The 11,655-nt window shown below is 62.5% G+C and carries 8 protein-coding genes; 4 read left to right on the forward strand and 4 right to left on the reverse strand.

All coding sequences use genetic code 11. The features are described 5' to 3' along the window. The first annotated feature begins 133 nt into the window (after positions 1 to 133). On the forward strand, positions 134 to 2,740 hold the full coding sequence (gene clpB, locus AC1DXU_RS25715) for an ATP-dependent chaperone ClpB (RefSeq protein WP_477373480.1): 2,607 nt from the start codon (positions 134 to 136) through the stop codon (positions 2,738 to 2,740). 191 nt (positions 2,741 to 2,931) lie between these two features. Here the strand turns inward: clpB and AC1DXU_RS25720 are convergent, their stop codons facing one another. Both AC1DXU_RS25720 and AC1DXU_RS25725 read right to left on the reverse strand, forming a co-directional pair. After that, positions 2,932 to 3,576 carry a glycoside hydrolase family 25 protein gene (locus AC1DXU_RS25720; RefSeq protein ID WP_477373482.1) on the reverse strand — a complete coding sequence of 215 codons (645 nt, stop codon included), beginning with the start codon at positions 3,574 to 3,576 and terminating at the stop codon, positions 2,932 to 2,934. Positions 3,577 to 3,601: 25 nt separating this feature from the next. Further along, positions 3,602 to 4,198, reverse strand: coding sequence for a hypothetical protein (locus tag AC1DXU_RS25725; protein ID WP_477373484.1), 597 nt, complete (start codon positions 4,196 to 4,198; stop codon positions 3,602 to 3,604). Positions 4,199 to 4,685: 487 nt separating this feature from the next. On the opposite strand from AC1DXU_RS25725, the gene AC1DXU_RS25730 reads away from it, so the two are divergent. Together AC1DXU_RS25730 and AC1DXU_RS25735 are read left to right on the forward strand one after the other, a co-directional pair. Then, complete coding sequence (locus AC1DXU_RS25730) at positions 4,686 to 5,042, forward strand: MmcQ/YjbR family DNA-binding protein (RefSeq protein WP_477318285.1); 357 nt, start codon at positions 4,686 to 4,688, stop codon at positions 5,040 to 5,042. A gap of 135 nt (positions 5,043 to 5,177) precedes the next feature. Further along, positions 5,178 to 6,713 carry a L,D-transpeptidase gene (locus tag AC1DXU_RS25735; RefSeq protein WP_477318287.1) on the forward strand — a complete coding sequence of 512 codons (1,536 nt, stop codon included), beginning with the start codon at positions 5,178 to 5,180 and terminating at the stop codon, positions 6,711 to 6,713. Here the strand turns inward: AC1DXU_RS25735 and AC1DXU_RS25740 are convergent. Then, positions 6,687 to 7,319: a TMEM175 family protein gene (locus AC1DXU_RS25740; RefSeq protein WP_477318289.1), complete on the reverse strand. Its 633-nt coding sequence runs from the start codon at positions 7,317 to 7,319 to the stop codon at positions 6,687 to 6,689. The genes AC1DXU_RS25735 and AC1DXU_RS25740 overlap by 27 nt on opposite strands. A 161-nt stretch (positions 7,320 to 7,480) precedes the next feature. Here AC1DXU_RS25740 and AC1DXU_RS25745 point away from each other — a divergent pair, with 161 nt between their 5' ends. Beyond that, positions 7,481 to 9,040: an MFS transporter gene (locus tag AC1DXU_RS25745; RefSeq protein ID WP_477373486.1), complete on the forward strand. Its 1,560-nt coding sequence runs from the start codon at positions 7,481 to 7,483 to the stop codon at positions 9,038 to 9,040. A gap of 45 nt (positions 9,041 to 9,085) precedes the next feature. On the opposite strand, the gene AC1DXU_RS25750 is transcribed toward AC1DXU_RS25745, so the two are convergent. Continuing rightward, on the reverse strand, positions 9,086 to 11,053 hold the full coding sequence (locus AC1DXU_RS25750; protein WP_477373488.1) for a M23 family metallopeptidase: 1,968 nt from the start codon (positions 11,051 to 11,053) through the stop codon (positions 9,086 to 9,088). Positions 11,054 to 11,655 lie beyond the last annotated feature (602 nt).

Here is an 11,655-nt window from a genome sequence, read left to right on the forward strand (position 1 = left end):
TATCAAGGTGTCTTGAGAGACCGCAGCCTATGCACCATATCTCGCGTGAACAGGACCCGGCTCGAATGAGCGGGTCCGTCACCGCAATCTGATCCGGTGCCGCAAAGCGGGCCGGTGATGGAAGGAGACAGATATGAACCTTGAAAAATACTCCGAGCGCGTGCGCGGTTTTATTCAGTCCGCACAGACCATGGCGCTCTCGCGCAATCACCAGCAGTTCACTCCCGAACATATGCTCAAAGTCCTCGTCGATGACGATGAGGGGTTGGCGGCGTCGCTGATCGAGCGCGCCGGCGGCAATGTCCGCGACGTCAAGCTCGGCGTCGAGACAGCACTCGAGGCGATGCCCAAGGTGGAAGGCGGCAATGGCCAGCTTTATCTGGCGCAGCCGCTGGCCAAAGTGTTCTCGACCGCCGAAGAACTGGCCAAGAAGGCCGGCGACAGCTTCGTCACCGTCGAGCGGCTTTTGCAGGCGCTTGCCATGGAGAAGTCGGCCAAATCAGCCGATATTCTCTCCAAGGCCGGTGTCACCGCGCAAACGCTCAACCAGGTCATCAACGATGTTCGCAAGGGCCGCACCGCCGATTCGGCGAGCGCCGAGCAGGGCTATGACGCGCTGAAGAAATACGCCCGCGACCTCACCGCGGATGCCCGCGCCGGCAAGCTCGACCCGGTCATTGGTCGTGACGATGAGATCCGCCGCACCATCCAGGTGCTGTCGCGCCGCACCAAGAATAACCCGGTTCTGATCGGCGAGCCCGGCGTCGGCAAGACGGCTATCGCCGAAGGGCTGGCGCTGCGTATCGTCAATGGCGACGTGCCGGAATCGCTCAAGGACAAGCAACTGATGTCGCTTGATCTTGGTGCGCTGATCGCCGGCGCCAAATATCGCGGCGAGTTCGAGGAGCGGCTGAAGGCAGTGCTGTCCGAAGTCACCTCCGCCAACGGCAACATCATCCTGTTCATCGACGAGATGCACACGCTGGTCGGCGCCGGCAAGGCGGACGGCGCCATGGACGCGTCGAACCTTTTGAAGCCGGCCTTGGCGCGTGGCGAACTGCATTGCGTTGGCGCCACCACGCTCGATGAATACAGGAAGCATGTCGAGAAGGACGCGGCGCTGGCTCGCCGCTTCCAGCCGGTGTTCGTCAACGAGCCGACGGTGGAAGACACGGTGTCGATCCTGCGGGGCCTGAAGGAGAAGTACGAGCAGCACCACAAGGTGCGCATCTCGGATTCGGCGCTGGTTGCGGCGGCGACGCTGTCCAACCGCTATATCGCCGACCGCTTCCTGCCGGACAAGGCGATCGACCTCGTCGACGAAGCCGCGTCGCGGCTGCGCATGCAGGTCGATTCGAAGCCTGAGGCGCTGGACGAGATCGACCGCCGCATCATGCAGCTCAAGATCGAGCGTGAGGCGCTGAAGGTCGAAAAGGACGACGCGTCGAAGGATCGGCTTGCCCGCCTCGAAAAGGAACTCTCCGGCCTCGAGGAAGAATCGACCGAGATCACCACCAAGTGGCAGGCCGAGAAGCAGAAGCTCGGCCTTGCCGCCGATCTCAAGAAGCAGCTCGACGAGGCCCGCAACGAACTTGCCATTGCCCAGCGCAAGGGTGAATTCCAGCGCGCCGGCGAGCTTGCCTATGGCCGCATCCCGGAACTGGAAAAGAAGCTGAAGCAAGCCGAGGCCCAGGACGGCAAGGCCGGCATGGTCGAGGAAGTGGTCACGCCCGACCATGTCGCCCATATAGTGTCGCGCTGGACCGGCATTCCGGTCGACAAGATGCTGCAAGGCGAGCGCGACAAGCTGCTGCGCATGGAAGACGAGATCGGCAAGCGCGTCGTCGGCCAGGGCGAAGCGGTGCAGGCGGTGTCGAAGGCGGTGCGGCGTGCGCGTGCGGGTCTGCAGGATCCGAACCGGCCGATCGGCTCGTTCATGTTCCTCGGACCGACAGGCGTCGGCAAGACCGAGCTGACCAAGGCGCTGGCCAATTTCCTGTTCGACGACGAGAGCGCCATGGTGCGCATCGACATGTCGGAGTTCATGGAGAAGCACTCCGTCGCCCGGCTGATCGGCGCCCCTCCCGGCTATGTCGGCTATGAGGAAGGCGGCGCGCTGACCGAAGCGGTTCGGCGCCGGCCCTATCAGGTCGTGCTGTTCGACGAGATCGAGAAGGCGCACCCGGATGTGTTCAACGTGCTGCTGCAAGTGCTCGATGACGGCCGCCTGACCGACGGCCAGGGCCGCACAGTCGACTTCCGCAACACGCTGATCATCATGACCTCGAACCTCGGCGCCGAATATCTGGTCAATCTCGGCGAAGACCAGGATGTCGATGTCGTGCGCGATGAGGTGATGAATGTCGTCAAGGCGTCGTTCCGGCCGGAATTCCTCAACCGCGTCGACGAGGTGATCCTGTTCCACCGGCTGCGCCGGCAGGATATGGGCAGCATTGTCGAGATCCAGCTCAAGCGGCTGGAAAGCCTGCTCGTCGACCGCAAGATCACGCTGTCGCTCGCCCAGGAGGCCATCGACTGGCTGGCGGCCAAGGGCTACGACCCGGCCTATGGCGCGCGGCCGTTGAAGCGGGTGATGCAGAAGGAACTGCAGGATCCGCTGGCTGAGAAGATCCTGCTTGGCGAGATCCTCGACGGTTCGTCCGTCAAGGTCACCGCCGGTTCCGACCGCCTGAATTTCCGGGCGAAACCGGCGGTCGTGAAGGACGCCGAAGCGGCGTGAGCCGGGCTATTGCGAAGACAGAGCGCCTCGCGGTATCGCGGGGCGCTTCCGATCCGGCCTTGACCAGTTGCGTGGCCGGGGCCGGCATCGCCGACAAGCCATCCTTAAAGCGGCACGCTTTAATCAGTCTATCGACGGCCGCCTGACTTTATCAGTTAGGCATGCCGAGGCATTTGGCCGCCTGACGGACTCTACGATGCCCAGTCCTGCGCGAGTTGCGCCGCCGTGCCATCATAGTGATCGCAGTCGAGCTGACCGGCGCTGTTGCCCGGGATGCCGGGCACGGTCTTCGGGGCTGGGCCGTTGGGGCCGCCGTCGGTATATTGCCAGAGCCAATAGTTGTTCCAGCTCGCCTGCGGCACCGGAGTGGCGCTGTAGTGCGCGAGCCAGAGCCGATGGCTGCCGAGGAACGCGTCCTTCGTATGGCCGAGTTGCTCCTTCAGCAGGCCGCCGCAGTAGAGCACCGGCTTGCGACCGAGGCGCTGGGCCAGCTTGTGCAGGAAATCGCGCGCCTGGTTGAGCGTCATCTGGTTGCCGGAGGTCTTCTCGTAGTCGAGCGCTATCAGCGTGCTGTCGTCCGGCTCTGCCCAGCCAAGGAAATTGTCGATCTGCTTGTCGACATCTACCGCAGTTCCCCAGTGATAGGCGCCCCAGAGCAGTCCGGCGGCTTTCGCGGCTGTCCGGCGGCCTTTGTACGTCGGGTCCTTGCCGGTTCGTCCGGTCGTGGCTTTGTGGATCACGCCGATAAGTCCGTTCGCCTTGGCAGTGGCGAAGCTGGTCACGTTGTCGCCGCGATAGATGTCCGTCACGCGTACAGGATTGCTTGGCGCAGGCATGGCATTCCTCCCTCAAAGTCAGGTTTCAGGTCGGCTCGCCCTCGACGACTGCGTGGGCATTCGGAATCTTCTGGTTGTTCGACGTTGGAAACTGGTTGCCGAGGAACTGCTTCATGTCGTCGAGCAGGGCGATGACGCGGGTGCGGCTGTCACCCCATTTTAGGTTGTCGTCGGCTGAATCGAGCGTCGTTCCCGGGTTGAAGCAGCCGATGCTGTAGAGATATCCGGCGCCCGGATGCAGCAGGATGCCGCTGCGGGCGCCCGTGCCGAGAAACCGGAAGCAGGGCCGCGGCAGCGCAGCCAGTCCGGGGTCCGTCGAGTAGCCGATGGTCTTGTATTTGTTGTTGGATGCACCGTCGTGGGTCGACAGTTCGTAGGTGCCCGCGGCGATCCGGCGGTGATTGGTGACGCCGCTCTGAGTATTGTCGCCCGGACCCTGCCTTTCGGCGAGCATGCCGCTGAGCGCTGCGACCTTGGTTCCGTTGTGGAACACTTGGTAGTCTCCGACGGTTCGCGCGTAGCTCTTGTTCGCTCTCTTGTGCTGCTTCTTGCGGGTTATGAGAATTTCCCAACCGTTCCCTGAAATAGGCAATCGAACCTCCCCAATCTTCTCAACCAACACTGTCATTTCATGCCGCCCTGCCGCCAGGCTGACAATGCAAACCGGCACCGTACGAGCATTGCGCTCCTACGAAGTTCATTCCCCAACATCTGGAAATAGGTCTGCGAGGTGGCCACTATCGTTGCGGCGCCAGCTTGTCGCTTCTATGAGCCATTTCACAGTATTGGCATATTTTTACTGCGTAAATTCTGTGGTGCGCCCCAGAAGCTGATAGGTCGATGCATATCTACAGCGACACGCTCCAGCAGTCGGCAGGCCATCAGACTTGGACCGCTCTTTCATCGCCGAGGACTGCCGTGATAGACGATGCAGAAGGAACTGCAGGATCCGTTGGCGGAGAAGATCCTGCTGGGCGAGATCCTCGACGGTTCGACCGTCAAGGTCACCGCCGTTCCGACCGGTTGAATTTTCGGTCGAAGCCCACCGTGGTGGCGACCGAGGCTGCAGCCTGAATTCAGGCTGCCTTTGACAAAATGGGTGGGCGTGGATGACGCTGGACGATTACAACGGCTTCTGCGCCTCCTTGCCTTCGGCAAACCATGTCGTCCAATGGGGCGGCGCCCATGTCTGGAAGGTGGGGCCCAAGGTTTTTGCCATTGGCGGCTGGGACGAGGGGAGTGAACCCTTCGTCACCTTCAAATGCTCCGATATCGCCTATGACATACTGAAGGAGCAGCCCGGCTTGCGGCCGGCGCCCTATCTTGCCTCGCGCGGCATGAAATGGATCCAGCGTCAGACAAGCCAGAGCATGGATGATGATGCGCTGAAGGACTATTTGCGCGAAAGCCATCGCCTTGTCGTCCTCAAGCTGACGAAGCAGGTACGCAAGGAATTGGGCCTGTAGCCGCCGGAATCCGCCATCTTCATGCCCGGTTCATGTTGGAACCTTATGGTGGGGTAACTGGTTTGCTGGCGAAGGGGTTCGCCTTGCAGGACACTGCCGGGCGGCGGCAATTACGGACCGGAGAGTTTGGCCACCATGTTCCGCACGATCTTCACCCTCTCGGTGTTCGCCGCTGGGCTCGTATCTTCCGGCGCGCTTGCCGCGCCGACGCAGGACACCGCGCCACGGGCCGTTCGCGCTGACGACGCCGGTGGCGTACTTGTCGCCCAGAACGGCGATTTCGATGTCTACTACGATGCCAGGGGAAACCGTGTCATTGTCGATGCGGAGTCCGGCAAGGTCATCGCCATCCAGCCGCCGCAAACCCGGCTCGACCGCCGCGCCTTGCGCCGCCAGTTGCGGGCGCGCGAACTCGGACGCGCACCCGTCCAAGATGACGACCGCTACTATCTCGACAATCCCGAGGACATGGCGCGCTACCGCCGCAAGCGGCTGGACGAGGATGGCAGCATCATCATCGAGCCGCAGGTCGAAGAGACCGATCCTTATGGCGACAATTCGGCGCAAACCTTTCCGGATGCACCGCAGGACGACAGCAGCTATGACAACAATTATCCGGACGCGCCGCAGCCGGCCAAGCCGGGCACCGTCAAGCGCCAGCCGCTGAACGAGGCCGCCATAGATCCCGCCGAGCCGGAAACGCCGACGGAGCAAGGTGCGCTGCCGCCGAAGACCGACGGCAAGGCATCGGTCGATCCGTCCCTTTCGCTTGGCGCACGCCAGGATGTGGCCAACCTGCAGGTTTTGCTTGACCGCGCCGGCGCCTCGCCCGGCGTCATCGACGCACGCTTCGGCTCCAATGTCGACAAGGCACTCGCTGCCTACAACGAGATCACCGGCAGCAATCTGCGCTCGACCGATGCGGTCGGCATCCAGGCAGCCCTGGCGCAATCCGGCGGCGATGCATTCGCCTCCTATACGATCACCCCGGAAGACGCCGCCGGCCCCTATGTCGCCTCGATACCGGAAGATTACAGCAAGAAGGCGCAGCTCGATCGCATGAGCTACACCTCCGTCACCGAAGCGCTGGCCGAGCGCTTCCATATGGATGAGGCCTACCTGAAATCGCTGAACCCGCAGGCCGATTTCAACCGCCCCGGAACGATCATCAAGGTCGCCAATTTCGGCAGGCTGGTGGCGACGCCGGTTGCCCGCATTGTCGCCGACAAGGGCAAGAAGGAAGTTTTTGCCTATGATGCGGCGGACAAGCTGATCGCGGCCTACCCTGCAACCATCGGCTCTTCGGACACGCCGTCACCCACCGGCACCCATACGGTGTCGCGGATCGCGCTCGATCCGAACTACACCTATAACCCAAACATCAATTTCAAGCAGGGCGAGAACGACAAGGTGCTGACCATTCCGCCCGGCCCGAACGGTCCGGTCGGCTCGGTGTGGATCGCGCTGGACAAGCCGACCTACGGCATTCACGGCACGCCGGAACCCTCCAAGATAGGCAAGACGGAAAGCCATGGCTGCGTGCGCCTGACCAACTGGGACGCGCGCGAACTGGCCAAGATCGTCTCGCCGGGCGTCACGGTGGAATTCGTCGGCGGACCAACAATCGCGGATGTCGGCGGGACCTCAACCGATGAGTTTACGCAGCAGTGAGGCGCGCGGCGCGGCGGCATAGATCAGCTGCACCAGCAGGATGAAGCCGACGCTGAGCAAGGGGCTGACCAGAGAGAGAGCGGCGCCGACCGCCCATAGGATCTGCGCCTTGACGATGCGCATATAGACGGTGCGCCTGGTTTCCGCATCGACATCCTCGGCGACAAGGCCGTTCTTCTCCGCATACCACCAGCTGGCGAACAGCGTCACGCCCAACATCAGCAAATTGAGCCAGTAGACCAGCACCGCCGTCCTGAATTCGAGGAAATCGGCCAAAAGGTCGGTCGAGAACGGCAGCAAGGCGATGAAGGCGAGAAAACACAGGTTAAGCGTCGCAAGCCGCCGGTCGGACCGGGCGATCAGCCCATGCTGCGCCTGCTGGCCGAACCAGAAGATGGTCAGCGTCAGGAAGCTGAGCGCATAGGTGAGAAAGCGCGGCGCCAGGGCCGCGACCGCCGAAAGCAGCTCGCCCTCCGAATGGACCATTTCATGCGCCGGCACCCTGATTTCGAGAACGATCAAGGTGAGCGCGATAGCGAAGACGCCATCGGTGATGCCGACGACGCGCCCGCGCGACTCCGCAGATGGTTCGAGCGGTCGTTTCATGCGGTTTTTCCCCTTTGGATTGCTACGAAAACCTAGCACGAGATTCGCGGTTCGCACCCGTGCGATCCTACCCATGCAGCCAGGCCGCTGCCGATCTGGTTTCAATGTGGGTCAATCGCTGGCCGGTTGTTGCCGGCACATTGGGGGTCTAAGCAGGCTGCATGAAATCTCCAAGCGAAGCTGCCGCCATCCCCCTGACAGATTCTCTTCCAAGCGATTCGTTTTGTCCGCCAGCGCAGCGCCGCTTCGTGCTGATCGCCGCGATCCTGGCTTCAGCGCTCGGTTTTATCGACGGTTCGATCCTGGCCATCGCCATGCCGGCGATCCGCGTCAATCTCGGCGCCAGCCTTGCCGAAGCGCAGTGGATTTCCAACGCCTACGCACTGACGCTGTCGGCGCTCATCCTCGCCGGAGGCGCGGCCGGGGACCGATTCGGCCTGCGGCGTGCCTTCGTCGCCGGCATCGCCCTGTTCATCGTGTCTTCGCTCGCCTGCGCGGTGGCGCCGAATGCGGGTGTACTCATTGCCTTTCGCGCCATCCAGGGCATCGGCGCCGCCGTCATGGTGCCGGGCAGCCTCGCCATCATCGCCAAGGCCTATCCGAAGAAGGAACGCGGCAGGGCGATCGGCATCTGGGCAGCGGCCTCGGCGCTGACCACCGCACTCGGACCGGTGCTGGGTGGCCTCGTCCTGTCGGCTTTCGGCGATGGCATCTGGCGGGCGATTTTCGCCGTCAACCTGCCGCTCGGCCTGCTCTCAATCTATCTGCTGCTGGCCAAGATCCCCGCCGATGCGCCAACGGAAAAGCGCAGCCTCGATCTCGGCGGTGCGGCATTGGCCACACTGGCGTTCGGGGCGCTGGCCTACGGCCTGACCTCGATGAGCGCCAAGGGCGAGGGACTTATGTCAGGGCCGAGCATTGCCGCCGGCGTGGTGCTGCTCATCCTCTTCATTGCCTTCGAGCGCCGGCAGCGCGAGCCGATAATCGATCTGTCGCTGTTTCGCATTCGCGCGTTCGCCGGGGCCAATGTGGCGACTTTCTTCCTCTATTTCGCGCTGTCGGCCAACCTGTTCTACCTGCCGATGCTGCTGATCGCCGGATGGGGGCTAAGCACGGCTGAGGTCGGCTTCATCTTCGTGCCGCTGTCGGCGTCGATCGCGCTGCTGTCGGGTCCGGTCGGACAATGGTCCGATCGCATCGGGCCGCGGTTTCCGATCGCCACAGGCAGTCTGGTCGTTGCCTGCGCCTTTGTCGGACTTGCCTGGCTCAGCCATGCCGGCATGCACAGTTTCTGGACCGGGGTTTTTCCACTGATGGCGGTGATGGGGCTTGGCATGGCGCTGGTCGTGTCGCCGCTGTCGACGGCGATCATGACAGCGGTCGAGGACAAGGATACCGGTGCCGCCTCAGGCATCAACAATGCGGTGTCGCGCATTGGCGGCCTGATCGCGGTGGCGGCGATGGGGTCGCTGGCCGCCCGGGTTTATTCGACAGTGCTGGATATCAGCGTCAGATCAGGCATTCCGGGTTTTGGCGAACCGGCAATGGCCGGCATCCCGCCCGAACTCGACGCAACGCGGCTCGCCGCCAGCGATGCGGCCTTCTCGGCCATCGCCTGGGTCACCGCGCTGCTTTGCCTGCTTTCGGCGGTTATTGCCTGGACGACCGTTTCCGGCGAGCGGATGCCATGGTCGCTCCGCGCAGAAAAACCGCAGAGCTGATTCGTTTGGATTGATTCGGGGGCACTGATTCGGAGGCGCGAAGGTTTAGCCTTCGATCTTGGCGCTCGCGACCTTCAGCGAATTGCTGTCTTCCTGCTTGAGCAGGTCGTCGATACGCTCGCGCTCGCGCTTGAAGGCAACCAGGTCGTCGCCCTTCAGAACCTTGCCGACCGGTAGGCGCACGCGCATCGAATCGACCTTGGTGCCGTTGACGATCAGCTCGTAGTGAAGATGCGGACCGGTGGAGAGGCCGGTCTGGCCGAGAAAGCCGATGATCTGGCCCTGGCGAACATGAACGCCCGGCTCGATGCCTTTGGCAAAGGCGCTCTGGTGATTGTACGAGGTCTCGTAGCCATTGGCGTGGCGCAGGATGATCTGCTTGCCATAGCCGCCGGCCCAGCCGGCCTTTTCGACGACGCCGTTGCCGGCGGCGATGATCGGCGATCCGATGGGAGCGGCCCAATCGGTGCCGGTATGCATGCGGACATAACCGAGGATCGGATGCTTGCGGGCTCCAAACCCGGATGTAAATCTACCGTTGGGCAGCGGGTTGCGCAGCAGGAACTGCTCGGCGCTCGAGCCGTTTTCGTCGAAATAGTCGGTGCCGCCGTCCTGCATCTGGAAGCGGTAGAAATTCCGCGTCTGCCCGCCGAACGTCGACGAGACATAGAGCAGCTCGGAATCGTCGGAGGCCTGGTCGTCGCCGTCGGGCTGCGAGAACAGCACTTCGAGGCGATCCGCCGGATTGAGCCTGGACTGGAAGTCGACGCCGGAGGCCAGCAACTTGACCAGTTGCTGGGTCAGCTTCTTGGACATGCCGTATGAATAGGCGGTGCGGTAGATGCCGTCATAGATGTTCGGCAGATTGCCGCGCACCACCACCGGCGGCGAATCGTCGAAGGCGGTCAGCAATTCGGGATTGGGTTCCGGCTCCTGCGCCGGCACATACTGGCCGCGATCGTCGAGCGCGATGGTCACGATATGCGTTGTCTTGTCGTAGACGCTGGTGCGAACCACTTTGGCGGCGTCGCCATGCACTTCAAGCCCGACGCGCAGCACGGTTCCCGCCTTGAGCGCCGGTGCGTTGAGCAATCTGGCGATCGCCTCGGCCATGCCGGTGGCGTCATCGCCCGTATAGCCCGAATCAGCGAAGGCCTCGGTGATGTCGAGGTCCTTGGTGAAGGGAATGATTTCTTCTGCGAAAGCCGGCGTCTGATCGTCGGTAACGGCGCGCGGCGATACCGAGACGTTTTCCGGCACGATCTTGACGTCGTAGGAGCCGGCCATGCTTTCGGCAAAAGCTTCGCCGAATCGCTGCGGATCAACATAGTGCAGCGACGCCACCTGCACGGCGCCATCGCTGAGATCCGTACCCGCCTCGCGCACCACCTTTTCCACCTCATCGGCGGAAAGATCGCTCTTCTCATCGAAGGCCGCCGTCTCCAACGGGAAATCGACGGTCTTCAGGCTCATCTCGGTTTCGACCTTGGCGCCATAGATCTGGCCTGCTGTGGCCGCGGCCGTTGCGGGCTGGCCCGCATTGTCGTCGCCGTCATTGCCAAACACCTGCATCGGGTCGAAAGGCGGATAGGGGCGGTTGGTCGTGTGCCCGGCGGCAAGCGCCATCTTGATCTGCACGAAGGGCATGGTGTGGATGACGTCGCGGTCGCCGACCTTGGTCACCATCGACACTTCCATGCGCCGGCGGTCCTTGGCCTTGGCGATCTGGCGCGGTGCCACCAGCCTGGTGGTCTTGGCGACTTCACCGGAATCATCGCCATTGGCAATGCCGATCAGTTCGGCGATCTCGGGCGGCGTCGCCAGCTGCTGACGACCGTCGAGGGCGGCAAACAGCGCTACGCCCATCAGCACGCTTGAGGTCACGCCGGTAAGGAATGTGCCAGACAGCCAACGCGCAGAGACCTCACGCCGGTCGGGCGGGCCGCTGCGGCCGTCCGCGATCAGCGGCGGCTCATTGCCGAGTACGGCTATGACATCTTCCGTGTCTGGCATCCAGAAAGGCTGCTTCTTCCCCGGGCGGAACGGCTTGTCGGCTCTTGTTGGGCCATGACATTTGCCTGTCACGGCGAGTGAAGTCAACGAAGCGGCGAAAATCCCCACTCACACGCTCTGTTCTACAGTCTCTTATAGAGAGGCGTTTTTGCTCTCTTATAAGAGGTGCCGAACCGATGGTGCGCAGACCCCGCTTTGGTCTCTCATAAGAAGGCGCCGCGCGGGTCGCGCGGGCCTTCTTTGTTGGCCTTGGTGTCGAACCGCAATGCGGCGGCAATAGGGCTCCTTCTTGGCAACCCCAATGTTCCCCTGGGGCAGTCTGCGGACTCCAAGACTTCTGTCGCAAAAAGTTCAAAAACATGCGTGATCAGTGTTGACAGTTCTGGTTGGTGGCGACTATATACGCCTCACGAACGAGGGCGGTGCGCCGCTGGCGGCGAAGCAGTTTGCTTCTGATTTAGCCCTTGTGAGAATTCAAGAGAGCCGCGTAAGCGACACTCGGACGGCCCCGAAGCCACAAGCGTAACGGGCCACGACATCGCGTCTGCGGCGTCTGTTCTTTGAAAATTGAATATTGAAGAAAGAGAAACGTGGGCGGCAGA

It is taken from the genome of Mesorhizobium sp. P3_A10, assembly GCF_056403175.1.

Bases quoted from the DNA above. Each gene is read 5' to 3' on its own strand.
- clpB (WP_477373480.1), top strand. From the start codon at position 134: ATGAACCTTGAAAAATACTCCGAGCGCGTGCGCGGTTTTATTCAGTCC.
- AC1DXU_RS25735 (WP_477318287.1), top strand. From the start codon at position 5,178: ATGTTCCGCACGATCTTCACCCTCTCGGTGTTCGCCGCTGGGCTCGTA.
- AC1DXU_RS25750 (WP_477373488.1), bottom strand. From the start codon at position 11,053: ATGCCAGACACGGAAGATGTCATAGCCGTACTCGGCAATGAGCCGCCG.
- AC1DXU_RS25730 (WP_477318285.1), top strand. From the start codon at position 4,686: ATGACGCTGGACGATTACAACGGCTTCTGCGCCTCCTTGCCTTCGGCA.
- AC1DXU_RS25745 (WP_477373486.1), top strand. From the start codon at position 7,481: ATGAAATCTCCAAGCGAAGCTGCCGCCATCCCCCTGACAGATTCTCTT.
- AC1DXU_RS25720 (WP_477373482.1), bottom strand. From the start codon at position 3,576: ATGCCTGCGCCAAGCAATCCTGTACGCGTGACGGACATCTATCGCGGC.
- AC1DXU_RS25740 (WP_477318289.1), bottom strand. From the start codon at position 7,319: ATGAAACGACCGCTCGAACCATCTGCGGAGTCGCGCGGGCGCGTCGTC.